Origin of the sequence: Enterobacter sichuanensis (assembly GCF_009036245.1) — a bacterium.
Taxonomy (GTDB): Bacteria; Pseudomonadota; Gammaproteobacteria; order Enterobacterales; family Enterobacteriaceae; genus Enterobacter; species Enterobacter sichuanensis.
The window spans coordinates 39131-66013 of the sequence record NZ_CP027986.1; the positions used below are offsets into that span (position 1 = coordinate 39131).

28 protein-coding genes are annotated in these 26883 nt (G+C 55.9%); 13 read left to right on the forward strand and 15 right to left on the reverse strand.

Annotated features, from left to right (window positions below):
- Positions 1-100: 100 nt before the first annotated feature.
- From nepI to C1N69_RS00205, 3 genes are read left to right on the forward strand one after another with little or no spacing between them, the layout of a single operon-like run.
- Positions 101-1291, forward strand: a complete 1191-nt coding sequence (gene nepI / locus C1N69_RS00195; protein WP_059386241.1) for a purine ribonucleoside efflux pump NepI — start codon at positions 101-103, stop codon at positions 1289-1291.
- A gap of 56 nt (positions 1292-1347) precedes the next feature.
- A complete protein-coding gene (locus tag C1N69_RS00200) occupies positions 1348-1623 on the forward strand; it encodes a type II toxin-antitoxin system Phd/YefM family antitoxin (RefSeq protein WP_047957416.1) in 276 nt (91 codons plus the stop codon).
- Positions 1595-1861, forward strand: coding sequence for a Txe/YoeB family addiction module toxin (locus C1N69_RS00205; RefSeq protein WP_041911701.1), 267 nt, complete (start codon positions 1595-1597; stop codon positions 1859-1861). Before C1N69_RS00200 ends, C1N69_RS00205 begins: the two co-directional genes overlap by 29 nt.
- Before the next feature lies 1 nt (position 1862).
- On the opposite strand, the gene C1N69_RS00210 is transcribed toward C1N69_RS00205, so the two are convergent.
- The 6 genes from C1N69_RS00210 to C1N69_RS00235 all read right to left on the reverse strand — a co-directional run bounded on the left by C1N69_RS00210 (position 1863) and on the right by C1N69_RS00235 (position 7790).
- A complete protein-coding gene (locus C1N69_RS00210; protein ID WP_047957417.1) occupies positions 1863-2768 on the reverse strand; it encodes a DMT family transporter in 906 nt (301 codons plus the stop codon).
- A 148-nt stretch (positions 2769-2916) separates the two neighbouring features.
- The gene (locus tag C1N69_RS00215; protein ID WP_155030489.1) at positions 2917-4296 is read right to left on the reverse strand and encodes a carbohydrate porin; all 1380 of its coding nucleotides are present in this window, start codon (positions 4294-4296) and stop codon (positions 2917-2919) included.
- A 137-nt stretch (positions 4297-4433) separates the two neighbouring features.
- Positions 4434-4736, reverse strand: coding sequence for a PTS lactose/cellobiose transporter subunit IIA (locus tag C1N69_RS00220; RefSeq protein WP_008500136.1), 303 nt, complete (start codon positions 4734-4736; stop codon positions 4434-4436).
- Positions 4737-4747: 11 nt separating this feature from the next.
- On the reverse strand, positions 4748-6121 hold the full coding sequence (locus tag C1N69_RS00225) for a glycoside hydrolase family 1 protein (protein WP_155030490.1): 1374 nt from the start codon (positions 6119-6121) through the stop codon (positions 4748-4750).
- 17 nt (positions 6122-6138) lie between these two features.
- Positions 6139-7464 (reverse strand): PTS sugar transporter subunit IIC, encoded by a 1326-nt coding sequence (locus C1N69_RS00230; RefSeq protein WP_045286460.1) that lies wholly within the window; start codon positions 7462-7464, stop codon positions 6139-6141.
- Between the two features lie 11 nt (positions 7465-7475).
- The gene (locus tag C1N69_RS00235; protein ID WP_014830072.1) at positions 7476-7790 is read right to left on the reverse strand and encodes a PTS sugar transporter subunit IIB; all 315 of its coding nucleotides are present in this window, start codon (positions 7788-7790) and stop codon (positions 7476-7478) included.
- 293 nt (positions 7791-8083) lie between these two features.
- On the opposite strand from C1N69_RS00235, the gene C1N69_RS00240 reads away from it, so the two are divergent.
- Positions 8084-9034 (forward strand): LacI family DNA-binding transcriptional regulator, encoded by a 951-nt coding sequence (locus tag C1N69_RS00240; protein WP_025757008.1) that lies wholly within the window; start codon positions 8084-8086, stop codon positions 9032-9034.
- A 48-nt stretch (positions 9035-9082) separates the two neighbouring features.
- Here C1N69_RS00240 and C1N69_RS00245 read toward each other — a convergent pair whose 3' ends face one another.
- From C1N69_RS00245 to C1N69_RS00265, 5 genes are all read right to left on the reverse strand, one after another.
- Positions 9083-9379, reverse strand: a complete 297-nt coding sequence (locus tag C1N69_RS00245) for a YicS family protein (RefSeq protein ID WP_094918656.1) — start codon at positions 9377-9379, stop codon at positions 9083-9085.
- A 118-nt stretch (positions 9380-9497) separates the two neighbouring features.
- Positions 9498-10862 carry an efflux transporter outer membrane subunit gene (locus tag C1N69_RS00250; protein WP_155030491.1) on the reverse strand — a complete coding sequence of 455 codons (1365 nt, stop codon included), beginning with the start codon at positions 10860-10862 and terminating at the stop codon, positions 9498-9500.
- On the reverse strand, positions 10862-13972 hold the full coding sequence (locus C1N69_RS00255; protein WP_155030492.1) for an efflux RND transporter permease subunit: 3111 nt from the start codon (positions 13970-13972) through the stop codon (positions 10862-10864). The genes C1N69_RS00250 and C1N69_RS00255 overlap by 1 nt, the downstream gene beginning before the upstream one ends.
- Positions 13972-15093 carry an efflux RND transporter periplasmic adaptor subunit gene (locus tag C1N69_RS00260; RefSeq protein WP_155030493.1) on the reverse strand — a complete coding sequence of 374 codons (1122 nt, stop codon included), beginning with the start codon at positions 15091-15093 and terminating at the stop codon, positions 13972-13974. The genes C1N69_RS00255 and C1N69_RS00260 overlap by 1 nt, the downstream gene beginning before the upstream one ends.
- A gap of 148 nt (positions 15094-15241) precedes the next feature.
- Positions 15242-15811: a TetR/AcrR family transcriptional regulator gene (locus C1N69_RS00265; protein ID WP_155030494.1), complete on the reverse strand. Its 570-nt coding sequence runs from the start codon at positions 15809-15811 to the stop codon at positions 15242-15244.
- 186 nt (positions 15812-15997) lie between these two features.
- Between C1N69_RS00265 and C1N69_RS00270 the strand changes: the two genes are divergently transcribed.
- From C1N69_RS00270 to C1N69_RS00295, 6 genes are all read left to right on the forward strand, one after another.
- Complete coding sequence (locus C1N69_RS00270) at positions 15998-16417, forward strand: GNAT family N-acetyltransferase (RefSeq protein ID WP_155030495.1); 420 nt, start codon at positions 15998-16000, stop codon at positions 16415-16417.
- Positions 16418-16546: 129 nt separating this feature from the next.
- A complete protein-coding gene (locus tag C1N69_RS00275) occupies positions 16547-16807 on the forward strand; it encodes an antitoxin (protein ID WP_155030496.1) in 261 nt (86 codons plus the stop codon).
- Between the two features lie 3 nt (positions 16808-16810).
- On the forward strand, positions 16811-17209 hold the full coding sequence (locus C1N69_RS00280) for a type II toxin-antitoxin system VapC family toxin (RefSeq protein WP_179958047.1): 399 nt from the start codon (positions 16811-16813) through the stop codon (positions 17207-17209).
- Between the two features lie 121 nt (positions 17210-17330).
- The gene (gene nlpA, locus C1N69_RS00285) at positions 17331-18149 is read left to right on the forward strand and encodes a lipoprotein NlpA (RefSeq protein WP_176472031.1); all 819 of its coding nucleotides are present in this window, start codon (positions 17331-17333) and stop codon (positions 18147-18149) included.
- Positions 18150-18270: 121 nt separating this feature from the next.
- Positions 18271-19050 carry an MBL fold metallo-hydrolase gene (locus C1N69_RS00290; RefSeq protein WP_095441455.1) on the forward strand — a complete coding sequence of 260 codons (780 nt, stop codon included), beginning with the start codon at positions 18271-18273 and terminating at the stop codon, positions 19048-19050.
- A 26-nt stretch (positions 19051-19076) separates the two neighbouring features.
- The gene (locus C1N69_RS00295; RefSeq protein WP_095452049.1) at positions 19077-20036 is read left to right on the forward strand and encodes a GlxA family transcriptional regulator; all 960 of its coding nucleotides are present in this window, start codon (positions 19077-19079) and stop codon (positions 20034-20036) included.
- 423 nt (positions 20037-20459) lie between these two features.
- Here the strand turns inward: C1N69_RS00295 and C1N69_RS00300 are convergent, their stop codons facing one another.
- From C1N69_RS00300 to C1N69_RS00310, 3 genes are all read right to left on the reverse strand, one after another.
- Complete coding sequence (locus C1N69_RS00300) at positions 20460-21548, reverse strand: AAA family ATPase (protein ID WP_104556750.1); 1089 nt, start codon at positions 21546-21548, stop codon at positions 20460-20462.
- Positions 21549-21691: 143 nt separating this feature from the next.
- On the reverse strand, positions 21692-22651 hold the full coding sequence (locus C1N69_RS00305) for a YbgA family protein (RefSeq protein ID WP_059386624.1): 960 nt from the start codon (positions 22649-22651) through the stop codon (positions 21692-21694).
- A 146-nt stretch (positions 22652-22797) separates the two neighbouring features.
- Positions 22798-23523 (reverse strand): MerR family transcriptional regulator, encoded by a 726-nt coding sequence (locus C1N69_RS00310; protein WP_047957430.1) that lies wholly within the window; start codon positions 23521-23523, stop codon positions 22798-22800.
- A 117-nt stretch (positions 23524-23640) separates the two neighbouring features.
- Between C1N69_RS00310 and C1N69_RS00315 the strand changes: the two genes are divergently transcribed.
- The 3 genes from C1N69_RS00315 (at position 23641) to C1N69_RS00325 (ending at position 25818) form a co-directional block, all read left to right on the forward strand.
- Positions 23641-24165, forward strand: a complete 525-nt coding sequence (locus C1N69_RS00315; RefSeq protein ID WP_155030497.1) for a lipocalin family protein — start codon at positions 23641-23643, stop codon at positions 24163-24165.
- Between the two features lie 78 nt (positions 24166-24243).
- Entirely contained in the window at positions 24244-25242 is a 999-nt protein-coding gene (locus tag C1N69_RS00320; RefSeq protein ID WP_094918664.1) for a class I SAM-dependent methyltransferase, read from the forward strand.
- Between the two features lie 138 nt (positions 25243-25380).
- The gene (locus tag C1N69_RS00325) at positions 25381-25818 is read left to right on the forward strand and encodes an acetyltransferase (protein WP_155030498.1); all 438 of its coding nucleotides are present in this window, start codon (positions 25381-25383) and stop codon (positions 25816-25818) included.
- 39 nt (positions 25819-25857) lie between these two features.
- Here the strand turns inward: C1N69_RS00325 and C1N69_RS23110 are convergent, their stop codons facing one another.
- Positions 25858-26685, reverse strand: a complete 828-nt coding sequence (locus C1N69_RS23110; RefSeq protein ID WP_420841800.1) for an Hcp family type VI secretion system effector — start codon at positions 26683-26685, stop codon at positions 25858-25860.
- Positions 26686-26883: the final 198 nt, after the last annotated feature.

Consider the following 26883-nt stretch of genomic DNA (forward strand, 5'->3'; position numbering starts at 1 on the left):
CCCTGTCAAAACGTCAAAAGTTGTCTAAACGTTAAATCCATCACACTTTTGATGATAAACTGCGCGACTTTTCCGCACGTTTTTATCTTCAGGTGACGCCATGACAGAACATATCCAGCCCTCGACCAGACCGCAGACCAAAGAGGTTACTCGCCCCAACTGGTCGGCGGTTTTTTCCGTGGCGTTCTGCGTCGCCTGTCTTATTACCGTCGAGTTTTTACCGGTCAGCCTGCTGACGCCGATGGCGCAGGACTTGGGCATTTCTGAAGGCGTGGCGGGGCAGTCCGTTACCGTCACCGCGTTTGTGGCAATGTTCGCCAGCCTGTTTATTACGCAGGTGATTGGCGCGATTGACCGCCGTAAAGTGGTCATTCTGTTCAGCGTCCTGCTGACACTCTCCTGCCTGCTGGTTTCCTTCGCGGAAAGCTTCACCCTGCTGCTGCTGGGGCGCGCCTGTCTTGGGCTGGGGCTTGGTGGCTTCTGGGCGATGTCTGCCTCGCTCACCATGCGTCTGGTGCCGGCGCGCACCGTGCCGAAGGCCTTGTCCGTTATCTTTGGCGCGGTCTCCATCGCGCTGGTGATCGCCGCGCCGCTGGGCAGTTTTCTCGGCGGGATTATCGGCTGGCGTAACGTCTTTAACGCGGCGGCGGTAATGGGGCTGCTCTGCATCATTTGGGTGTGGAAAGCGCTGCCGTCGCTGCCGGGCGAAGCGGCGCACCATAAGCAGAACATGTTCGCGCTGCTGAAGCGCCCTGGCGTGCTGGCGGGGATGACCGCCATCTTTATGGCTTTTGCCGGGCAGTTTGCCTTCTTCACCTATATCCGCCCGGTGTTTATGACCATGGCGGGTTTTGACGTCGATGGCCTGACGCTGGTGCTGCTGAGTTTCGGTATCGCCAGCTTTGTCGGCACCTCGCTGTCGTCCCAGTTCCTGAAACGCTCGCTGAAAGTGGCGCTGGCGGGTGCCCCGCTGGTGCTGGCTGTCAGTGCCGCGGTGCTGATTCTGTGGGGTAGCGACAAATGGGTCGCCTCGGCGATTGCGATTATCTGGGGCTTTGCCTTTGCGCTGGTGCCGGTGGGTTGGTCGACGTGGATCACCCGCTCGCTTGCCGATCAGGCGGAGAAAGCCGGGTCGATTCAGGTGGCGGTGATTCAGCTGGCGAACACCTGCGGCGCGGCGGTGGGCGGCGTTGCGCTCGACCATCTGGGGCTGACGTCACCGCTGGTCATCTCCGGCACGCTGATGTTGCTGACGGCGCTGCTGGTGGCGGGGAAGGTAAAGACACGTTGATTGATAAATAATCACCTTGCCGATATACTTGTACCGTAACTTGTACAGGAGGAAGTATGCAGGTTGTGACGTTTACCGAAGCACGAAGCCGACTCAAAGATGTGTTGGACGACGTGAATGACAACGTGGAGACAACCATCATCAGCCGTCGTAACGGGGGTGATGCGGTAGTGATGTCTCTGCAGCACTACAACTCAATGATGGAAACCATCCATCTGATGAGTTCGCCTGCCAACGCCAGCCGACTGATGGAGTCAATCGAGCAGGCAAACACGGGAAAAACCACGCAGAGGGATCTGATAGATGACCAGGCTACTGATTTGGACCGATAACGGCTGGGACGATTACCTGTGGTGGCAGGAGCAGGACAAGAAGACGCTTCGCAGAATCAATAAACTGATTGAGGATGCAAAGCGCCAGCCCTTCGATGGCCTGGGTAAGCCGGAACCCCTTAAAGGCAACCTTTCCGGATACTGGTCCCGGCGGATCAACGACACTGACCGTCTGGTTTACGGGGTGTCGGATAGCGCTCTCACCATTCTGATGTGTCGCTATCACTATTATTCATAAATCACGCCGGGGCTTTCACCCGTCTTCTCGAATCCATCGAAATCAACACCACCGACGACACAATCAGCAGCGTGCCCAGCCAGTCCGGCAGGGTGAACGCTACGCCCAGCAACATCACCGACAGTAACGCGCTGCTCAGCGGCTCGGCGCAGCTCAGAATGCTCGCCTTCGGCCCGCCGATCATCTGCGCGCCTTTCAGATACAGGCTGAACGTCAGCGCCGTGCCGATCACCACCAGGTAGAAAAACGCCAGCAACAGGCTGCTGTCGATCACAAAAGTGGTGCCGCGTCCGGCATAAAACGGCGTCAGCATTAACCCTGCAATCAACATACTCCAGCCGACAATCGGCAGCGTGCCGTAGCGGGCAATCAGCGTTGACGGGTAGGTGGTGTAAAACGCGGCGGCAAACGCCGAGGCAATGCCAAAGAACAAGGCTGCAGGGGAGATGGAGAGCGAAGTGGGATCGCCGTGGGTCACCAGCAGGAACGTTCCGACAAGCGAGGTCACGATCGCGGACAGGACAAACACGCCGGGGCGCTTTTTGCGTGCCAGCGCGAACCACGCCACGATAATGGTCGGCGACAGAAACTGCAGCACGGTGGCGGTAGCGGCGTTGGATTTTTCAATCGTCAGCAGGAAGGTGAGCTGTACGGTAAGCGCGCCAGCCAGCGAGAAAAACAGCAGACTGAGGGCGTCTTTGCGATGTTTGATGACCGAGAAAATCTTGTCGCCGTGAACGAAGGAGAGGGTTAGCAGGATCACGCCGGTAAACAGCAGGCGAATCATCGTCAGGTAAGGCGAAGAGATCTGGCTTTTCTCCATGATGTACTGCGCGCACACCCCTGAACTGCCCCATAAAACGGCGGCGATCAGGACGTTTAACATCCCTTTACGTGTGGAACCCATGTTCTCCCCTGCTATGTTGTCGTTAATTCGGTCAACAGCATAGCATGATGGGGTGCGGCTTGGTGCCCTCACCCCGGCCCTCTCCCACGGGGAGAGGGAGCAAACACTAAAAACGGCAACTATCGTTGCCGTTTTGCTTCTACCTTGCTTAGAACCACGCCTCCCACATTGCGCCGACGTTGAAGTCGTCCAGCGTCTCGTCTTTGGTGCCGTTCACGCGGGCGGTGCGTTCGTTATCCACTTTGCCGCCGGTTACGTAGAAGCGCAGCATCGGACGGAACTCCGGCCCCATGGCGATCGACATGTTCTGGGAGAGGGTCAGCTTCCAGCCCTTGTTATCGCCGCCGTTGTCGTAATCCACATGCTGCCAGCCCGCTTCCAGCCAGGTGGAGTGGACGTCGTTCCACCAGTGCATCGGACGGACAATGGCGTTGTAGTTCTTACGGTTGTCCGTTTTATCACGGCTGTTGTCGTAGTCGTGGAAGGCGAGGATGTACTCCACCTGCGTGGCAGGAGTGAATTTATACAGCCCTTCGAAGCTGGCATAGACCGTGGTCAGATCTTCGGTTTTATTAAACACGCTGTTGTCCGCGTTATCGGAGTAACGGGCAATCACCTTATTCACGCCGCTGTCGTTGGTGTGGCTCAGCACCACGCCGCCCTGCCAGGCGTTCAGCCGTTCGTCGCTCTCCACGGCTTTTGAGTCAAAGCCGTAGTTAGCGTACAGCTCCAGATCCAGCGGACCCACTTTCATGCCGTGGATTTTTGAGGTTGCCGCATAGTTGCCTTTGTCGCCCGTGCCGGAACCGCCGGTACAGGTGATGCGCGACGGGTTCGCTTCATCTTCCAGTACTTCCGGGCTACAGGATTCCACCGCCGCCACGGCGGCCACGTCGAACTGCACGCCGCCGATGTCGAAGTTCTTCACCCCGGCGCCCTGGCCGTCGTGGTTCATCCAGAAGTAATCGTTGATGCCCTGCTGCGGACGCTGGTGGAAGTCACGACCGGCCCAGAAATAGGCGTTCGGGTTGGAGGCCATAATGTTGGTTACACCGGCGTAGGCTTTTTTCAGGTTAACTTCATCGCCCCAGTGGTCGATCATCACGTTGATGTCCCAGATGGCGCCGTTGTCGCCCTTGAAGGCTTTGGAGAGCTGGAATTCGCCGCCGTTGCCTTCGTTACCCAGACGACCAATGGCAGATGCCCCGTTATAGGAGCCGTCTACCGCCACATACTTCTGGTCAGCAGCCTGGAAGTGCGCGCCGTAGCGGGCGTAACCGGTAAATTTAATACCGAACGGAATCGCCATGTCCGGGGATTGCGCCGCGCTTTGCGGCTCGGTGACCACGTCGGCTTTTTTCGCCACGGCGGCATCCATTTTGGCCTGACGTTCGGCCAGGGCTTTATCCACCGCTTTTGCCACGATGGCGTCGATTTGCTCCTGCGTAAATTCCTGGGCGAGGGCAGAAATTGGGCAAAGCGCGGCGATAACCGCCATGGTTAATGGAAGTTTTTTAATCGTATTCATGGTTATCTCAATATAGTTTAATTTTATTCAGACAATAACCATCCCGCTCCGATCTGACAGAGTATGTCGCTATCATCAGAACAAGTGGAATTCTATTTTAGGTACAGAGGTATTACATTAATTTATTTCGCCATAGATTATCTCTGATATAAATGAATTATTTCTTCAGACAATTCACGCGCTAATAGCGAATTCATTAAATGATCCTGGGCGTGAACCATAATTAAGGTCATCGGCTGACGGGCTTCTCCCGCATCCTGCTCAATAAGTTTGGTCTGCATCTTGTGCGCCTGTCGCGCGTAGCCATCGGCTTCACGCAGCAGGCTTTTGGCTTCGTCAATGTTGCCCTGCCGCGCAGCGTGCAGTGCTTCAAAGCACAGGCTGCGCGACTGACCCGCATTGACGATGATTTCCATAACCGCTTCTTCTAAGGCAATCATCATCTCTCTCTTTAGATATCGAAACTATTATTTAATGAGGTGGCGGCAAACCACTTTCCGCTCTTTTTAAGGGTGCGCTGCTGCGTTTCCAAATCGAGCTGGATAAATCCATAGCGATTTTTATACGCATTGCACCACGACCAGTTATCAATAAAGGTCCACATATGATAACCAAGGCAATTGCACCCTTCGCTAATACCTTTATGCAGCCAGGTTAAATGCCCGGAAATAAAATCAATGCGGTATTGATCGTTTATCTGGCCATTTTCAATAAAGCGCTGCTCATTTTCGACGCCCATACCGTTTTCAGAAATAAAACAGCGTGGATTGCCGTAATTGTCGCGCAGGTTAACCAGAATATCGTAAATACCCGGTTCGTAGATTTCCCAGCCACGGTACGGGTTCATCTTGCGGCCTGGCATCTCGTAGTTTTCAAAGAACCACTCCGGCATAAACGGTGCCTGCGGGTTCACCGCGCTGTCACGACACTTCACGCGACGCGGCTGGTAGTAGTTAATGCCGAGCAGGTCGATTTTCCCTTCCGCAATCAGGAGACTGTCTTCCGGTTTACAGGCAGGCAGTTGATTGTGGGTTTTCAGCAACGCCACCAGGTCGGCCGGATACTCCCCGCGCAGAACCGGGTCGAGGAAGCTGCGGTTAAACATCAGGTCGGCCACGTGCGCCGCTTTGACGTCCGCCGGGTTTTGCGAGCGCGGGTACGACGGCGTCAGGTTCAACACGATACCGATCTCCCCGGCATAATGGCCCGCACGGTAGGCCTGAACGGCCTTCGCATGGGCCAGCACGGTGTGGTACGCCACGGTGGCTGCCCGGCGGAAATCCACCACGTTCGGGTAATGGAAGTCGTACAGATAACCGCCTTCCACCGGGACGATCGGCTCGTTGAAGGTAAACCAGTGCAGCACGCGATCGCCAAACAGGTCGAAGCAAACCTGCGCATAGCGGGCGTAAGCCTCCACCACGTCACGGTTTTCCCAGCCGCCGATCTCCTGCATCGCCATCGGCATGTCGAAGTGGAACAGGGTGATAAACGGCGTAATGCCCTGTTCGATCAGCTCATCAATGACCTGATTATAAAATTCGACTGCCTTCGGATTCACTTCACCGATACCGTCGGGGATCAGGCGCGCCCAGCTTATGGAAGTGCGAAAGCTGTTGTGATTCAGCTGCTTTAACAGCTGAATGTCCGTTTTCCAGTGTTGATAAAACGTGGAGGTCTGCTGCGGCCCCACGCCGTTGTGAAAACGGTTCGGCTCGCGGGCAAACCAGTAATCCCATGTGGTTTCACCCTCTCGTGTCCCTTCGGTCTGGAGAGCGGAGCTTGCGCTGCCCCACCAGAAATTATCGGGAAAGGTATATTTCATGACGCGTCCTCTTTGACTTAATGGCTTGCGGTCTCAGCGGCTCCGACGGTTGCCTGAGCCTTCTGCTCTTCGTTTTTCATCAACGTACGCTCGTAAGCGCGCAGGAACGGCAGGTACATCAGCGCTGACATCACCATACAAACGAGACACATCACCACCGGGCTCAGCGCCCAGTTGGCGGCCCATGAGGCGCCAATGGGCGCGGGCGTGGTCCACGGCGTGAGCGACACTACCTGTGCCAGCCAGCCCAGTCTGGTTGCCGCCCAGGCCAGGCAGGCGTTCACCAGTGGAACGCACACGAACGGAATAAACAGCATCGGGTTCATGATGATCGGCGCGCCGAACAGGATCGGCTCGTTGATGTTAAAGAAGCTTGGCACAACGCCCATTTTGCCGATAGTGCGTAAGTGCGTTACGCGGCTACGCAGCAGCAGGAAGGCCAGCGGCAGCGTAGAACCGACGCCGCCAATCAGCAGGTAGTGATCCCAGAAGCCCTGCAGGTAGACGTGCGGCAGCGCCGCGCCGGCCGCCAGTGCCGCCTGGTTGGCCGACAGGTTCGCCATCCAGAACGGGTTCATGATGCCGGTGACAATCAGCGAGCCGTGAATACCGGCAAACCAGAAGATCTGGCACAGCAGCACGGAGAGCAGAATGGCTGGCAGGGAGTCAGACGCAGAGACCAGCGGCTCCAGCAGGTGCATTATCGCCTGCGGAATAATCATCCCGGTCTGCGCCTCAATAAACAGGTTCAGCGGGTGCAGGGTACCGATCACCACCATCACCGGGATCAGGATCTCAAACGACCGCGCCACGCCGGTCGGGACTTCTTTCGGCAGACGAATGGTGACGTTATTCTGCTTCAGCCACGCATAGACGCGAGTGGCGTAAATCGCGGTGATCAGCGCGGTAAAAATCCCCTGACCGGAAAGATACTGGGTGGAGATCTTACCGTCGGCGTACGGCGCGGCGACCAGCAGGAAGGCCATGAAGGCCAGCAGGCCGGACATCACCGGGTCAAGGTTAAACTGGCGCCCCAGGCTTGCGCCAATTCCCACCGAGATGAAAAAGGTCATGACGCCCATACTGAGGTTAAACGGCAGCATCAGCTGCTCGCGGTAGGTCTGGGAGAAATCCAGCCAGCCGCGGGCGAAGCTGTTGGTGGTGTCCGCCGAAAACGGCGGGAAGATGAACACCAGCATAAACGAGCCGATGATCATAAACGGCAGCGCGGCGGTAAAGCCGTCGCGGATGGCAATCACATACTTTTGCTGGCCGAGCTTCGCGGCCAGCGGGGTAATTGACTGCTCAATCACCGCGACCATGGATTGATATAACGAACTCATGAGAACACCTTTTAGTGTGCCGCTTCGATGAGCGACAGAGCATAGTCCAGTACCTTATCGCCACGTTGCATGCCGTAGTCCATCATATCGATGGGCTGGACGGGAATGCCTTTGGTGGCTGCCTTGTCTGAGAGTGTCTGTAACATGTATTTCACTTGCGGTCCGAGAAGGACAACCTGGTATTGCGGAAACTGCGTATCAAATTCGGAAACGCCATACGCATCAATTTTTACCGGCAAACCTCGTTCTTTTGCGACATCGACCATTTTGCTGACCAGCAGGCTGGTGGACATCCCGGCAGAGCAGCAGAGCATAATCTTGAACATCGACAACCATCCTCAAAATGTAAATAGATATTGCGCTGATGATTGGATATCAGATGGAAACCGGTTTCCATTTATAAAAAGCAGAAGTGTGATACTCATCAAGATCCCTTACTTATGAGGCTAATTAACCCGATATGCGTCACACAATTTGGCTGTTTTGACATCATTTTGAGTGGAAACGGAAAATCGGTTTCCATGGAAAACGGAAACGGATATACTCCCTTCTGGCTATAATGTGAGCCGAAGCGGTCATGGAATTTGCAGGCGCGAGGTAAGCCTGTCAGGGGAAAGAGATGTCGACAATCAATGATGTATCACGTCTTGCCGGGGTGTCTAAAGCCACGGTATCGCGAGTGTTGAGTGGGTCGCGTGGCGTAAAGGAAGCCAGCCGTCAGGCGGTTCTGAAGGCAGTGGATGAACTTAACTACCGGCCTAATGTGATTGCGCAGTCGCTGCTGAGCCAGTCGACAGGGTGCATCGGGGTGATTTGTGCCCAGGAAAACATTAACCAGACCACCGGTTATCTCTACGCGCTGGAAAAACAGCTCAGTCAGCACCAGAAACACCTGCTGCTGCGCTTCGCGCATAGCAAAGCGGAAGTGATGCATGCTCTGGAAGAGCTCTCCTGCGGGCTGTGCGATGACATTCTGGTGATTGGCGCGCGTTTCCCGCTGGACGTCGACAGGGACAACGTTATCCTGGTTGACTGTATGGAGTCTGATAATTCCAACAGTATCCAGTTCGATCATGCCTTTGCCGCTGAAACCGCCTGTAACTATCTGACCAGCCAGGGGCGACGCCAGATTGCCCTCATCCACCCGCACGGCAGCGGTTTTGCTGACCAGGTTCTGCTTGGCTACAAGCATGCGCTGGAGAAAAATTTCCTGCCCTTTAATCGCAACCTTGTGTTTATGGACGCCACTTCCTCGTCCGTTGCGCTTCAGGAGCTGCTCAATAACGCCAGCACGCTGAATTTCAACGCGTTGCTGGTCGCGGACGAGCAGGAAGCCCAGCGGGTGATCCCGCAGCTGCAGGCGTTTAATAAATCCGTGCCGGAGGACATTATGGTCTTCAGCCTGGCCGGTTCGCTGCACCTGCCGGGTATTCCGGTGATCCCGGCCATTGAATATTCAATGGATGCCATGGCGGCGCGTATCGTGAGCTGGCTGACGGAAAAAACGCAGATGCTGGGCTCGTATGTGCTGCGCGGGGATCTCATCATTCCGGACGTGCGGAAGCGTTAAACGTATGATGTAGGCCGGGTAAGCGCAGCGCCACCCGGCAAGCAGCATTCAATAGTCTTCCATACAATCAACCTGGCCAATCGCTGCCCAGTAGGCGTCCAGGTTGTCGCGCTTGACAGCGGTGATGGCATTCTTAATCAGCAGTTGATTGGCCTCGGACGATAAAATCATGGCCTGCCAGGCTTTATCGCTCTGTTTTTTCTGGGGTGTACAGGCTTTTTTCACATCTTTGAGGACCTGCTGCTTGATTTGAGCCTCCCGCGCCGGATCGTCCTTTTCCTGCGCATGGACAAACGCGGCGAACAGCAGACAAACCAGCAGGCAGACCAGGTGCGCAGCTTTCATCGAAACCCCCTTGAAGAGACGCATGCTTCCCATGAAATATATCGTTACATTCAGTGTAGCGACGCCAGCCGAAAGTATGAATTTTCTCACCATCGCGTATCATGAATCCCCGCAAGCGCTACTGAATACCTCCCCCGAGCGACTGCCACAGGGTGATGCGGTTTTCCAGATCGGTTTGTTGTAACGCGATAAGCGACGACTGCGCCGACCACAATGACCGCTGTGCGGTCAGTACCGTCAGATAATCCCCGGCACCTGCTCGGTAGCTGCGTGTTGCTACCTCCAGCGTTTTTTGCTCCGCCGCCACGTATTCTCGCTGGGCATCCAGCTGCTCGCCGAGGGTTTCACGACGCGCCAGCGCGTCGGCCACGTCTTTAAACGCGCTCTGGATGCTTTTCTCGTAGGTGGCGATTAACCCTTTTTTCTCGGCTTCTGCATAACGCAGTTGCGCCAGATTGTTGCCACCGCTGAACAACGGCAGGGTAACGGACGGTGCGAATGACCACACCTTCATACCGTGGCTGAACAGAGACGAGAGCGAATCGCTACCGACGCCCGCGCTGGCGGTAAGCGAGATGGTCGGGAAGAAGTTCGCGCGCGCGGCACCGATGTTAGCGTTGGCGCTCAGCAGGTTATGCTCGGCTTCCTGAATGTCCGGGCGACGCAGCAGCGCGCTGGAGCTGACGCCCGCCGGGATCAGCGTGATGGCGTTATCGCTCAGGCTCTCCAGCGTACCCGGCAGCAGGTTGTCTGGCACCGTGTTGCCCGCCAACAGATTAAGGGCGTTTTTGTCCTGTAGCACCTGTGTTTGATAGCTCGCCACGCTGGCGCGCGCCTGCTGGTAAACCGCCATCGCTTCGCTGACGTCCGTTGCCGCCGCCACGCCGACCTCCTGCTGGCACTTCACAATCCTGAGCGAGTTCGCCGCGCTCTCCTGGGTCGATTTCGCCAGCGCCAGGTTGCTGTTATCCGCCGCCAGCGTCACCCAGGCGGTGGTCAACTCGCTGACCATCGTCAGGCGCGTGTTCCGGGCGGTGAACTCGCTGGCGAGCCAGGTTTCACGCGCCGCGCGCGACAGGCTCTGGTTACGGCCAAACAGATCCAGCTCGAAGCTCGAGACCGCGCCGTTGGCCTCATCGCTTGTGGCGACGCCGCTTGCCAGCGTACGGCTGCGGGTGTGGCTCAGCTCAGCGTCCACCGTCGGGAACAGAGACGATCGCGTTTCGCCGTACTGGGCGCGGGCGGCGTCGATATCGGCAATCGCTTTTTGCACGTCGCGGTTGCTGTTCAGCGCCAGGGTAATCACGCTTTTCAGGCGCGGATCGTGCATCACCTGCTGCCACTGGCTCACCACAGCAGTGGCTTCGCCATGCGCGCCAGGTAACGTTGTCGGGACGGGCGCGGCCGGGCGCTGATACGTCGGATCCAACGACACGCAGCCTGCACTCAGCAGCGCTAACACTAAAACAGATAAACGAAACATTATGACCTCCGGTTGCTGTGTTTACCGGAGAACAGACGTTTCACCAGTACGAAAAATAACGGAACGAAGAAGATCGCCAGCAGCGTGGCGGCGAGCGTTCCACCGATAACGCCGGTACCGATTGCCACCCGGCTGTTGGCCCCCGCCCCGGTGGCCATCGCCAGCGGCGTCACGCCTGCGATAAACGCCAGCGAGGTCATGATGATGGGGCGCAGACGCGTCTGGGCGGCACGCAGCGCTGCCCGCGTCAGGGAGTAGCCTTCGGCGACTTTTGCCTCGGCAAACTCAACAATCAAAATCGCATTTTTTGACGACAGGCCGATGGTGGTCAGCAGCGCCACCTGGAAATAGACGTCATTACTCAGGCCGCGCAGGGAGGCAGCAATCGCCGCACCCAGTACCCCCAGTGGGATCACCAGGATGACGGAAATCGGCACTGACCAGCTCTCATACAGCGCCGCCAGGCAGAGGAAGACCACCAGGATCGAGAGGGCATAGAGACTCATTGCCTGACCGCTGGCCAGTTTTTCTTGTAAGGACAAACCGCTCCACGCCCAGGTGCTGCCGGATGGCAGGTTGTTTGCCAGCTGCTCCATTTTGCTCATCGCCGTACCGGAACTGGCGCCACTGGCGTTTTCCCCCTGAATTTCATAGGCCGCCGAGCCGTTGTAGCGCACCAGACTTTCCGGGCCATACTCCCAACGAGTGGTGGCGAACGCGGAGAACGGCGTCATGGTGCTGTCGCTGCCGCGCACATACCATTTGTTGAGATCGGACGGCGCGGCGCGATAGTCACTGTCGCCCTGGATATAGACCTTTTTCACTCGACCGCGGTCGATAAAATCATTCACGTAGGTGCCACCCCAGGCGCTGGAGAGGGTGTCGGTGACGTCGCTCAGAGAGAGTCCCAGCGACACGGCTTTGTTGTTATCGATATCCACCTGCAGCTGCGGCATCTGGGGCAGATCGTTGGCGCGTACCGCGTGCAGGGCGCTGTCCTGATTGGCTTCGCCAAGCAGCTGGTTACGCATCTTCAGCAGCGTGTCGCGGTCGGTGCCGCCGCTGGCCATCAGCTCAAAGGTAAAGCCGTTGCTCTGGCCCAGACCGTCCACCGCCGGCGGCGTCATGGCGAAAATGGTGGCATCGCGGATGGTGCTCAGCTCCTGCGTGGCGCGCAGGGCAATGGCCTGAGCGGTGTTTTCATCGCCCTTACGTTCGGACCAGTTTTTCAGGGAGACAAACGCCATCCCGGCGTTCTGGCCGCTGCCGCTAAAGCTAAAGCCTTCAATGGTGAAAATAACGTTGGTGTTGGCTTTCTCTTTGGTGAGGAACCACTCGCGCACCTGGCGGCTGACTTCGGCGGTACGTACCGTCGTGGCGCCAGCAGGCAGGGTGTATTGCACCATGATTTCGCCCTGATCTTCCGTTGGCAGGAAGCTGCCCGGCAGCTTCAGCATCGCGAACCCCATCGCGCCGCAGAGCAGGGCGTAGATGACCAGCATGCCGCCGGAGCGGCGCAGGGCGCGCAGCACCTTGTTCTGATAGCCGTGCTCGGTTTTGCTGTAGAAGCGGTTAAACGCGCCGAAGAAACCTTTCTTGTGCAAAGCCGTGTGGCTCAGAATCGAGCCACAGAGTGCGGGCGTCAGGGTTAATGCCACCACCACGGAGAGGAGCATCGCCGAGATAATGGTGACCGAGAATTGACGGTAAATCACCCCGGTGGAGCCGCCAAAGAAGGCCATCGGCAGGAATACCGCAGAGAGCACCAGCGCAATGGCGATCAGCGCGCCAGAGATTTCGCCCATCGATTTTTCGGTGGCCTCCCGGGCGGGCAGCCCCTCGTCGCGCATAATACGCTCGACGTTTTCCACCACCACGATGGCATCATCCACCAGCAGCCCTATCGCCAGCACCATCGCAAACAGCGTTAAGGTATTGATGGAGTAGCCAAACAGCGCCAGCACGCCAAAGGTGCCCAGCAGCACCACTGGTACCGCCAGCGCCGGGATCAGCGTGGCGCGAATGTTTTGCAGGAACAGATACATCACCACCACCACCAGAATGATGGCTTCGAACAGGGTCTTAATCACGTCCTCAACGGAGATCTTGATGAACTCGGTGCTGTCTTTCGGGTAGGCCACGTCGTAGCCTTCCGGCATCGACTTTTTGAACTCCGCGATTTTCTCTTTTACTGCCGTGGCGGTATTCAGCGCGTTGGCGCCTGGTGAAAGCATCACGGCCATACCTGCCGCCGGGTGGCCGTTCAGTCTGGCGGTGGCGGTGTAATCTTCGCTGCCCATCTCCACGCGCGCGACGTCGCTGATGCGCACCACCGCACCGCTGGACTGGCTCTTCACGATGATGTTTTTGAACTGCTCCACCGTCTGCAGGCGCGACTGGGCGCGGACGGTGGCGGTCAGCTGCTGGGCGTTCGACGAGGGCAGTGCGCCGATTTTACCGGCGGAAACCTGCACGTTCTGCGCTTCAATTGCGCTCTGCACATCTGAAGGCATCAGCGAGTAAGAAGCCAGCTTCGCCGGGTCGAGCCAGATGCGCATCGCGTATTCCGCCCCGAACACCTGCAGGCTGCCGACGCCTTCCACGCGCGCCAGCGGATCCTGCATATTACTCACCAGCCAGTCGGCGATATCCGAGCTGCTGGCGGTGTCGGTTTTATCGTACACGCCCATGATCAGCAGGAAGTTGCTCTGTGATTTTTCCACCGTAATGCCGGACTGCTGCACCTCAGTGGGCAGGCGAGATTCCGCCTGCTGAACTTTGTTCTGCACCTGGACTTGCGCGGTGTCCGGATCGGTACCCTGCTCGAAGGTGACGGTAATGCTTACCGACCCGTCCGAGCTGCTGGTAGAGGTGAAGTAGAGCAGGTTATCCAGCCCGGTCAGCTGCTGCTCAATGACCTGCGTCACGCTGTTTTCCAGCGTCTGCGCGGAGGCACCGGTGTAGGTGGCGGAGATCTTGATCGACGGAGGGGCGACGTCCGGGTACTGCGCGACCGGCAGCGTGCGGATGGCAAGTATACCGGCGAGCATAATCAGAATGGCGATCACCCAGGCAAACACCGGGCGACGCACGAAGAAACGGGAAAACATCAGGCGTTCCCTCCTTTGGCTTTTATCTCTTCAGGCTTCACCTGCTGGCCGGCGGTGACTTTATCGGTGCCTTCTACAATCAGCCTGTCGCCCGCCTTCAGGCCGCTCAGTACCAGCCATTTGTCACCGTAAGTGTCACCCGTTTCCAGCTGGCGCTGCTCCACCTTGTTGCTGGCGTTCACCACCAGTGCGGTGGCCATACCTTTGGCATCGCGGGTGATGCCCTGCTGAGGGGCCAGGATCGCGTCATCCATAATGCCCTCATCCACTCTGGCGCGGACAAACATACCGGGCAGCAGCTGATGCTGCGGATTCGGGAAGACGGCGCGCAGGGTGACCGAGCCGGTCGATTCATCGACCGCGACTTCGGTCAATGCCAGGCGGCCTTTTTCGTTGTAGGTGCTGCCGTCTTCAAGCAGTAGCGTGATGCTCAGCGTATCGCTGTTTGTGGCCAGAGTTTGCTTGCGTAATCGCAGCAGATCGGCGCTTGAGCGGGTTAAATCCACGTACATGGTGTCCAGCCCACGAATGGTGGCAAGCGCGGTGTCCTGCTGGGCGGTGACCAGTGCTCCGGGTGTAACGGAAGAGATGCCGATGCGTCCGGCAATCGGCGCGGTGACGGTGGTCCAGTTGAGGTTAATGCGTGCGCTCTCCTGCGCGGCTTTCTTTGACTCGACGCTGGCCTTGTCCTGTGCGCAGGTGGATTTCGCGTCTTCCGCATCCTGGCGTGATACGCCGTCGTCTTTCACCAGCTGCGCATAGCGCTGGGCTTTCTGGCAATCAGCCGCTACCAGTGCCTGCGCCTGTTTCAGCGCCGCGGCGGCCTCATCAAACGCGGCGCGGTAGCTGGAGGGATCGATTTGATACAGCGCCTGTCCGGCTTTCACCGTATCGCCCTCGGTGAACAGCCGTTTCTGGATAATGCCGCCCACCTGTGGACGCACTTCGGCGCTCATCGCGGCGGTCGTGCGGCCAGTCAGCTCACTGACGACGGACACCGGCTGGCTCATGAGCGTGACAATCCCCACTTCCGGAAGAGGGCGCTGGGGAGCAGATGTTTGCGCATTATCGCATCCTGTCAGGAGGAATAATGCTGCGATGGAGGTTGTTATGGTTTTCATAATCTTTTTCCAGGGTGAACGAGGCCTGCCCTGTAAATGGCTTAACAGGGAGGAGGGCTATTTAAAGGCACAGCGATACCGCATCTCTGGCTGAGCCAGAAATGTAAAAAAGGGGAATTACTTATTCCCGCTAATTATTCACATGCAATTACTTCTCAGTGAAAAGCATATTTAAAATATCCTGATAAATGGGCTCTAATTTTTCTGACGGCACTTTTAATGGCGTAAGTCGCCGGTAAATCGAGCCTTCGATCATCACGGCGGTAATCTCCACGCAGCAGCGAATATGCTCATCGCTCAGGTGAGGAAACTGCTTTTTCAGATGCGCACAGGCGTTGGCAAACATACGGGCTTCGGCTGCGGTTAACATGGCCGCTACCTGCGGATTACGCGTCGCCTCGGCGGACATTTCGAGCATCAGCGCATCGTCGTCTTCGTTGAGCGTCTTTCGCCAGGCGAGGGCCTGTGGCATCCCTTCTACCACCGTTTTGTCCTGCATTCCCTCGATACGGGAATCGATGATACGGCGGATCATCTCTTCAATAATCGCGTCTTTGTTACTGAAATAACGGTAAATTTGCCCGACGCTGAGCTTCGCCTCGCTGGCAATTTGCGACATGCTGGCCGCATGAAATCCGCTGGCGCGAAAGCAGCGGCGAGCGGCGGTTATGATCTCGTCCTGGCGCAGTTTTTGTCGTTCTTCCAGTTTTGTGCTCATCGTCGGCTACCGTGTAAAAGTGAGAATGATCGTTCTCATTATACGTTTTGGACACCTCCTGGAAAGGCTTTTTTTATTTACATATTGAATGAATATTTCAGGATTAAAAAAATGGAGGAAATAAGGAGTTTTTATGAAGGATAAGCTGTGAGATATTCAGATTGCGTGGAAAATAAGGAGAGAAATATGCGCCTGAGCATAACAGAAAATGTCACACCCGCAGAGAAAGAAGAGTTATTAACGGGACTGAGAGCGTATAACGCGAGATTTTTAGATCTGGCAACCTTTAGCGGCGATATTGGTGTTTACGTGCGTGACGAAAAAGGCGTCATGCTGGGCGGGTTAATCGGCGTGCGCAAAGGCGACTGGCTGAATATTGATTACCTCTGGGTAAGCGACACCGTACGAGGAACTGGTGTAGGCAGCCAGCTCATCAAAGCGGCTGAAGAGGAAGCGAGACGCAAAGGCTGCAAGCACGCGCTGGTGGATACGGCCAGCTTCCAGGCGCGTCCGTTTTATGAAAAACAGGGGTATCAGCTGCAGATGTCTTTGCAGGACTATCCCTATCAGGGCATGCAGCGTCATTACCTGGCGAAAGCGCTTTAAGCCTGGTTCTGTCGTTAGGCATTCTGCTATTTATTGCGAGTCGCTTTCCGAATTTAAAGCGCGTTGCTTGTCTTCTTTTCAGGCCCAGGCGCATGCTTTGGCCTGGTCAAGAAAACCATGGAGATGGCAATGGAACGTACAGCAAAACTCTTCAAAAAGGGGCGAAATCAGGCAGTGATGCTGCCTGCTGAATTCACGTTTGATACAGAGAGCGTTTATATCCGACGAGATGAGGAAGGGAATGTCGTTTTGACTGCGAGATCGGAAAAGGAGCGTCACAGAGATAACTTTTTACGTTTATTGAAGCAGACTCATGTTCCTGATTCATTTCTGAGCAAAGAGGAACGTAATCAGAGCTATACAACAAGAGATCCATTTGAAGGGCTCTAGAATATGCTGCATATGTTGGACACAAACATAGTAAGCCACCTCGTAAGGCAACATCCCGGGGTGATAAAACAATATTCTCGCACCCCAACAGAAAAAATGTGTATTTCAAGCGTGACGGAGGCCGAACTGCTTTATGGCATAGCCAAAAAGCAAAGTGACACATTACAAAAAACCATACTTGAGTTCCTTAAAACCATCACTATCTGCGACTGGGACAGTGAAGCCGCAGCAACGTACGGTGAACTCCGCGCAGCAATGGAGAAGAGAGGAAAAGTGATGGGCGATCTCGATCAGCTGATCGCTGCGCATGCTATTAGTCGGGGTACAACGATAGTGACTAACGATCATGCGTTCAGAATGGTGCAGGAGCTTGCCGTCGAGGACTGGACGGCAGCGTCGTGATCTCTGATGCCAGGTGGCACGCCGCCACCCGGCGATATCCGCATATAACGTATCCTTCTTACTGATTCTTTTTAGGTTTTTATTTCACCGCCTCGTTGTCGATATAGTCACTACACCATTTATCAAAAGGAACTGTCTTGTGAAACGTCGATTAGGTGCTCTGGTTCTCGCGGGTCTGCTGCTGGCAGGATGCGATCAAAGTGGCAGCGATGCCAAACACATTAAAGTCGGCGTCATCAATGGCGCTGAACAGGACGTGGCGGAAGTCGCCAAAAAAGTGGCTAAAGAGAAATATGGCCTGGATGTGGAGCTGGTGGGCTTCAGCGGTTCGCTGCTGCCCAACGACGCCACCAACCAGGGGGAACTGGATGCCAACGTTTTCCAGCATCGCCCGTTCCTTGAAGAGGATAACAAGGCGCATAACTATAAGCTGGTCGCCGTGGCGAATACTTTTGTTTTCCCGATGGCGGGCTACTCCCGCAAAATCAAATCCGTGTCTGACCTGAAGGACGGCGCGACCATCGCCATTCCAAACGATCCGACCAACCTGGGACGCGCGCTGTTGCTGTTGCAAAAAGAGAAGCTCATAACCCTGAAGCCAGACACCGGTCTGCTGCCGACGGCGCTGGATATTACCGCGAATCCCAAACACCTGAAGATTATGGAGCTGGAAGGGGCGCAGCTGCCGCGCGTGCTGGATGACCCGAAAGTGGATGTCGCGATTATCAGCACCACCTATATTCAGCAAACCGGGCTGTCGCCGGTGCATGACAGCGTCTTTATTGAAGATAAAAACTCGCCGTACGTGAATATTGTGGTGACGCGCGAAGACAACAAAGACGCGGAGAACGTGAAGGAATTTATCCAGTCTTATCAGTCGCCTGAAGTGGCTAAAGCCGCTGAAACCATCTTTAACGGTGGGGCGGTACCGGGCTGGTAAGGGAGCGGACAGAAAACGGGTTGCTTAAATTGGCCCGATTCCATCGAACATCGCCCTTTAGCCCACAGTGTTAATCGTGGCCACGGGCTATTCTCTTACCACACTAACTGGAGAATAGCCCATGAACATCACCCACATTCGCAACGCCACGCAGCTGATTACCTACGCCGGTAAACGCCTTTTAATCGACCCGATGCTGGCCCCGAAGGGCGCATACCCGGGCTTTCCCGGCACGGCACGCGCCGATCTCCGCAACCCGATGGTCGAGCTTCCCGTTGACGTCAACACGCTGCTGGACGCCGATGCGGTGATCGTTACCCATACCCATGACGATCACTGGGACCGCACTGCGGCGGAACTGATCGCCAAAGACAAACCGATCTACGTGCAAAACGACAGTGACGCCGCGCTGCTGCGCAGCCAGGGGTTTAGCAACCTGACGGTGATGACCGATGCGACCCGTTTCGGCGATATTCAGATTGCGAAAACCCACGGCGGCCAGCACGGTACCGACCGCGCTTACGCCGTACCGGAGCTGGCGGCGCGGCTGGGCGAGGCCTGCGGCGTGGTGCTGCGTCATCCTGCTGAGAAGACGCTCTGTCTGGCAGGGGATACCGTCTGGCGTGAAGAGGTGGCAGCCGATCTGCAAAAGCACCAGCCGGATGTGGTGGTCCTTAACGCTGGCTATGCTCACGTTATTGGTTTTGGGCCGATTATTATGGGCCAGCAAGACGTGCTCAACGTCCATTTCCTGCTGCCGCAGGCCCACATTGTGGCGAGCCACATGGAGGCCATCAACCACTGCCTGTTGACCCGCAGCGCGCTGCGTGAGTACGTTGAAGCCAACCAGGTGAGTGACGCAGTGAGCATTCCCCAGGACGGTGAAACCGTTATATTCTGAGTGTTTTAAAGGGAAGGGAGAAACTGATGTCGCTCATCAACGTCGCCATTGTCGCGGTAGACGGGTTCAGCCCGTTCCACTACTCCGTTCCCTGCATTCTGTTTGGTGACTCGGTCTCCGGCGAAAAGCGCTTTAACGTGACGATTTGCGCCGAAACGCCCGGTTTCCTCACATCAAAAGACGGATTTGCCCTCAATGCTACGCAGGACTACTCCGCCATCGGACAGGCCGATATTGTCGTCGTTCCCTACTGGCAGCATGTCCTTGAACGCCCGCCTCAGACGCTGCTCGACAGCCTGATACGAGCAAGAGATCACGGCGCGGAGATCGTCGGGCTGTGTCTGGGGTCGTTTGTGCTGGCTTATGCGGGGATCCTCGACGGCAAACGTGCGGCCACCCACTGGGAGTTCGAACGCCAGTTTCAGTCGCTCTTCCCGAACGTCCGGCTGGATATCAATGCCCTCTACGTGGATGACGGCAATATCATCACTTCCGCAGGCACTGCCGCCGCGCTGGACTGCTGCCTGTATATCATTCGTCAGCGCTTTGGCAGCGTGGTTGCTAACCAGATCGCCCGCCGGATGATTGTTCCGCCCCACCGCGATGGCGGACAGGCGCAATTCATTGCCCAGCCGGTGCCGAAAGATACCCGGGACGGGCGGATTAACGGCCTGATCGACTATCTTCAGCAGCACATCACCGAACCGCATAGCCTGGATTCGCTGGCGGAAGTGGTCTCCATGAGCCGCCGCACGCTGACCCGTCATTTTGTTAAGGCCACGGGGATGAGCGTCGCCGACTGGCTTACCGCCGAGCGCCTGCGGCGCAGCCAGATCTTGCTTGAAGCGGGAAATATGCCGATTGAAAGCGTGGCCGAGCTGGTGGGGTTTAATTCCGCTGTCACCTGGCGACAACAGTTTAAAGCGCGTTTTGGGGTCAGTCCGGCGGAGTGGCGAAAGACCTTTCGTGTTCACTCGTCTTTATAATTCTGTCTCGATGGAATAAAAAGGCGTGGGCGGCATCTTCTGGCTGACGGTTACGAGCGATCCTAACGAGAGTGCTTTAAACACCGTAATCTATTGTTTTCTACTTTGGCGCCAGTGTCTTTTTAGCGTGATCCTGTTATTTGCTGTTTAATGCTGATGTATCCGACGGGCTTCAAGATTTATCATTGTTTCAGCCCATGCACGGGTGTTCTGGCCAGGGAAAAGTGCAATATCCATTTTAATTTTCTCATCTGATAACCAACGTTTACAGATTATCCTGCCAGCAGAAACTGGCGACAATAAATTGGATAATGTATCTCGAGCTCAGAATTCGCCAAAGGCATACCCGGCGGAAATCATCTTCGTCGTTGATGGCGACCTTGAAAGTGGTGACTGGAGAAAAGGAATGCAAGGAACAAAGCATTACCCCAGCCTCTCCACTCTCGTCTCTCCCTCCACCATCGACAGCTGATACAGCGAAAACGATCGATGTTTCTCAATCAAATGCGCCAGCTCCGGCGAGTGGCTGGTGAGCCAGATCTGCGAGTAGCGGCTGGCCTCGGCGATTAAGCTCGCCAGCGCGGGCAGCATCTGAGGATGCAGGCTGTTTTCCGGCTCGTTCAACGCGATAAATGCCGGTGGGCGCGGGCTTAACAGCGCCACCGCCAGGCACAGGAAGCGGAGCGTACCGTCAGAGAACTCTGCGGGCTCCAGCGGTCTGCTCAGCCCTTCGCGCTGCATCATCATCCGGAAGCGTCCGCCGGTGTTGTCGCTGTAAAACACGCAGCCGGGGAAGGCCTGGTCGAGAATGCGCATCAGCAGCAGTTCGTCGCCAATCTCGACAATGGTCTGAAACGCCGCTGCCAGGTTGGCGCCGTCGCTGGCCAGCACCGGGGAGCGGAAACCAACCTGCGGGGCACGCATCGCCGAGCCGGAGGAGACGGAAAACTCATGGTAAAAGCGCCAGTTACGCAGGGACTCGCGCATCTGCGACACTTCCGGGTAAAGATGCGGTTCACCGAGCTGGCCGAACACCGATTCATTCTCATAGAGCGTGCCGCTGTGAGTCACTTTCTCATGATGCACGTTATTCAGAAACACCGCCTGATTCCTGCGCTTCATCAGCTGCGACGAGGGGCGTCGGTGCTGGCCACTCAGCCAGAGAGATTCTGCTTTGATCACCGGATCGAGCTGAAACTGCGAGGGATAGGGCAGCTTCTCCACAAACCCGACCTGCAGCTCGTATTCATAGGTCTCTGTTTCTACCGCCAGATTCATCCGCCGCAGCTGATCGCTGCGGGTTTTGCCTGCCCAGAACACCTTCAGGATGCCGCCCTCGTTTGCCAGCGCCTGGGAAAACTGCCCCTGCGCGGCGCTGTGCATCAGATGTATCGCCTTGTAGATATTCGATTTCCCGGTGCCGTTCGGCCCAAAGACGATGTTGAGCTGCTCTAGCTCCAGCGACATATCGCGGATGGAGCGGTAGTTTTGGATGTGCAGGGTGTTAATCACAGGCAGGCCCCTTTTGCAGAATAAGCCTGTATATAATCACAGTCTTTGAGATGAAATGCAAAAAAGAGACGACAGTGAGGATGTCGTCTAAACGGGCTACTGCTGCGGGCCTCTACGGGTCAATGGGGCCTTCGCGTCTTTATTTACTTAACGGCCAGACGCAGACCCAAATCATCAGGATAGGGATCAAAGTAGTTTTGCGTCATCAGATACCGGTCAGGATATTCGGCAAGGTAGTGCTTCAGCAGCGTGATCGGCGCGAGGATAGGCAACTGTCCGTTGCGATAGTGCAGGATCACATCGCGCAGTTCGCCGCGCTGGCGGCTGTTCAGCTGGTTACGGAAATAGCCCTGAATATGCATCAGTACGTTAGTGTGATTCTTCCGCGAGGCGGGCTTTTTCAGGATGGTCATCAGTTTTTCCCGGTACGCCACAAAAAAGGCGTCCAGGTCTTCCCACTCGTGCAGCGAGGCGACGAACGGGCCGATTTCACGGTAACCCGCCTGATGGTGCGCCAGCAGCTGAAGCTTGTAGCGGCTGTGAAAATCCAGCAGCGCGCGGCGCGTCAGGCCATTTTTTCGCAGTGTGTTCAGCTCGTGCAGCGCAAAAACACGCTCGACGAAGTTTTCCCGCAGCACCGGGTCGTGCAGGCGTCCATCCTCCTCCACAGGCAGCCACGGCCAGGTTTCAAGGAGGGCAGCGGTGAACAGCCCGACCCCCTCCTTGCGGCCCCGGTTGCCGTTTTCATCATACAGCCGCACGCGTTCCATGCCGCAGCTGGGGGATTTCGCACAGACGATAAAGCCGGAGAGATCGCCAATTTTCGGCAAAAAGTCTGCTGTAAAGTCCGCCATTTTCTGCGTAACGTCTTCATGAGGCGCATGGCTGAAGCGCATCTGCGTTTCACCGTTCGTCGTTACGATCAGGCGCAGCGCCGGGCGAGGCGTCGGCAGGCCGATGGCCATTTCCGGGCAGACGGGTCTGAAATTCACCCACTGGGCCAGCTCATCCATGACGAAACCCATACGCTTATGTCCGCCGTCAAAGCGAACGGCGGATCCGGTCAAACATCCGCTAATACCGAGCACAGGTTTCGTTGTCATGGTGTGGTCCTCCCGTTCATATAACTAAAACTTACACAACATGACTAATTTGTCCAAGTATTCGCGGGACTATTTTTTTTATTCTTTTAAAATCAAGAGGGATTTGCTGCCCTTGCAGGACTGGCTCAGCAGCAGCGGGAAAATCGTCAGAGGATAATCACTTCAAGGGAAACCTGCTGCTGCCACTGTTCCACCTGTTTTTTCCGTGCCGCGGTGAGCTTACCGCTGGTGACCAGCAGCCATTTGCGCTCCGGGAAAATTTCCGGTGCCAGTGCGTCAGGAGGCGAGGGCAGAATGTCGATCCGGTGGCCCTGCCCGGTGCGCGTCAGGGCTTCGAGCCAGATCTCGCAGGCGTCGTTCAGGTGCCAGCCGCTGAGCAGAATATTATCCCCTGGCGCTTTCTTATCGCCCTCGAGGCAAAACGAGGTGTAGGCGATGATGATGCCGTCAAGGATCGCGCGCAGGGTCATGGCGGCGGCGACGTTAGCTGAGACCTGGCTGCGCAGCGGGCGCAGCACGTTCGTGACCAGCTCGGGTCTTGGGTACTCGCGTCCGGCGTCGTAGATCATCTGGCGCAGGGACTCGATTTTGCCGTCCTGCAGACGTTGCAGCATGTTCTGTTGCAGGGTTTGCCAGTTGTTGGTCCGCCCCGGCGTCGGGCGTTCCAGCAGCGGTTTGACCTGGCCAATCGGGACACCTTTTTTAACCCAGTCGAGGATTTTAAGCGCCTGCTGGACGTCCTCATCGCTGTACTGGCGGTGGCCGCCTTCCGTGCGCTGTGGCTTGAGTAAACCGTAGCGACGCTGCCACGCCCGCAGGGTAGTGGCGGTGATGCCGCTGAGTCTGGCGAATTCGCCGATGGAGTAAGCCATGTCCGTGTCCAGAGTGGAGGAATACTCTCAATATACTACGAATTTTCCCGAACGGGATGAAGCGCCGAAACGGTGCACTACACTTAACATCCAACCGTGCAAATGAAAGGAATTCTCATGAAGCTATGGCCTGTTGTGACCGGTGTTGCCATTGCCCTGACGCTGGTCGCCTGTAAATCCCCTACGCCACCGAAAGGCGTGCAGCCGATTTCCGGTTTTGACGCCAGCCGCTATCTCGGTAAATGGTACGAAGTCGCCCGCCTGGAAAACCGCTTTGAACGCGGGCTGGAGCAGGTGACCGCCACCTATGGCAAGCGCAGCGACGGCGGCATTAGCGTGCTTAACCGCGGTTACGACCCGGTGAAGAACAAGTGGAATGAGAGCGAAGGGAAGGCGTACTTTACCGGCGAACCGACCACGGCTGCGCTGAAGGTGTCGTTCTTCGGCCCGTTCTACGGCGGCTATAACGTGATCAAGCTGGACGACAAGTACCAGTACGCCCTGGTGAGCGGTCCGAATCGCGATTACCTGTGGATTTTGTCGCGCACGCCCACGATACCGGATGCGGTAAAACAAGATTATCTGAACACTGCCCGCAGCCTGGGCTTCCGGGTTGACCAGTTGGTGTGGGTGAAGCAGTAAAGATCGTGCTTTCTTCGTAGGGTATTACTGGCTCGCCTGGATAGACTTCCGTTAAAAGCCCTACGGAGGGAAGAGGACATGAACTGGCAGCCTTTTCGCGGCAATGCACCGGAAAACATGACCATTTTCAGTGCGTCATTTCCCGACGTCAGCGATCGGTGGCCGATGAAAGACGATGCTGTCCGTGAGATTGCCACCCTTGACCGGGCGCTGAAAGCTGAGCCTGCGCTACGTCCCCCTCGGGTTGAATACGAAGAGGGGGGAGAGGCGGTGCTTGTCCCGCAGAACCGCTATTCCGAACAGGCCTTTCGCAACCGCCCGGCGCTGACTGCGTGGCGCACCCGGCTGGTGCCCTCCGCGCTGGCGCTGTTTGTGGTGCAAAACCCGCTGGAAGACCGCCTGCCAGACGGAACCAAAATGGACAGCGACAGCCGCCAGTGGTTTATCCACGCTAACGATGCGGTAGGCGTGCGTTCCCGCGCCCGGGTGCTGGCCGCGCTGGTGGATAAATACATTCATAACGAGAGTGAGAACAACTGGGTCAGCCTGGCGAGCGGGGCTGCAATCCCGGTTCTGGAGGCGCTGCGCGAAGCAAAGCTCGACGGCCAGCAGGTGTATCTCACGCTGGTGGACAAAGACCCCGTGGCGCTCAGCTGGGCCGAAACCATGGCGGCCCAGGAGGGCATTGTGGTGGGCGAACAGCTGACCCTGCTTCGGCGTAACCTGCTTCATACGCTGGTGCGTAATGAGGACTTACTGCTGGAGCTGGGTGAGCATCAGGCTGAACTGGTCGATGCGCTGGGGATTTTCGAATACTTCAACGATACCGATGCGGTAATTTTCCTCCAGCGCGCGCTGCGGCTGGTCAAGCCCGGCGGGGCGGTGATTGTATCGAACATGCTGACCAGCAGCCCGCAGATTGACTTTGTGCTGCGCGGTATCGGCTGGGAGGATATTCACCCGCGGTCGTTACAGCAGCTGCAGGATATCCACATCGCGGCGGGCGTCCCGGTTGAAAACGTCACCGTGGTGGTGCCGAAGGATGGGGTATATGCGGTGATGGAGGTGAGGGTTTAGCGCGATCGGTACATCCGCTGAGTTGGCCAGAAACCGCACGGACAATCCCCTCTCCCTTGAGGGAGAGGGTTAGGGTGAGGGGGAACAGGCCGCACAGAGTGACTTGAATGAGTTTGGTTTTCCAGAAATGATCTCCCCATGAAAATAGAAACCGTACACCCCTCACACTTCGAACGACTGGTCGCCATCTGGGAATCCTCCGTTCGCGCCACTCACCACTTTTTGCAGGAAAGCGATATTGCGGCGCTGCGCCCGCTACTGCTCAACGCCTATCTGCCAAACCTCACCGTCGTGATCGCCCGCGATGATGCAGGCGCTATTCATGGCTTTATAGGCGTGGATGAAAATCGTATTGAAATGCTGTTTGTTGATGATGCGAGCCGGGGAAAAGGCGTCGGGAAATTACTGCTGAAATATGCCATCGCAGAGTTTGGCGTGAATGAAGTGGATGTCAATGAGCAAAACCCGCAGGGCGTTGAATTTTATCGCCATATGGGGTTTAAGCTGGTCGGACGCTCGGAAGTGGACGGGCAGGGGAATCCGTTTCCGCTGTTGCATATGCGGTTGGGTGAATAGTTTTTTACTCCCTCTTCCTGCGAAGAGGGAGCCTGCGAGCTAGTTACTGGTAATTTGCCCGATGATGACGCCACGTACTTTTTCGCCGTCAAAGTAATAAGAGACGGTATTACTCCTGATGAATCCATTCTTTACTGGTGTCTCCTGATAAAAAAGCATCGCGTTGTTTTTGGCGATCTCTTTCTTGCCGAGCAATTCGACTAAGTTCCCATGCGTCGCATTTAACAATGGAACATTAGCGACTGAGACGCTGACATGCTCCGTTGTTTTCGCACACTCTTTATGGATGCCATCCTGGGCTATAGCTAGCGCAGTTAGCAATCCTGCTCCCATTTCGTTATCCGAAATGAACCAGTAATTCGTTCCATCATCGTCATGAAGGCAGACCCAGCGTGCGGAACCGTCTTTGTTAACTGGAGTGCTGGAGATGTCTGCCAAATGAGTAACCTCCATCAGCACGGTTTTCTTGCCGATGGTAATGGTGGGGGAGAGGGGCAATGCTGTTGAAATTTCTGCCAGCGAGTCGTCTTCATTGTAATACTGGGTTGCAAAGCCGGTCATTTCAGTTGCGAAGACATGCGTACTGACTGCAACGAGTAATGGCAATAAATAAAATAAACGCTTCATTTGACAATCAGTACCGTATCGTTGCTTTTCCAGATACTCCTTCTGGCACTTAAAGGAGCAATGATGCAGCCTACAAATGCGTTTTGCTGTGGTTTCCTCAGTGAGTTTATCTATTGGTTGTTCTATAGAGTGCATAAATTCAATAGCCTCTATTGAACCTTCGCGATCTTGTATATCGACAGAGCCTTTAATTTTACGGTCTGAATCATCCTCGAGCCATAAGTAAACAGGTATAGCCATATCAGTCTCCTTTTATAGACTGAGGAAAACTACTCTTCATTGATATGTTAAATTGTGATTTAGATTTCAAAATAGGAATGCTGGAAAATTTTATCTGCTAAAAAAGAAAGTTATCGTTGCGAAATATGTGTGGCGTGAATTGATGTGAAAAAAACATAGAGTTTATTTATGATCACTATTCTATAGTAAGAGCTATAA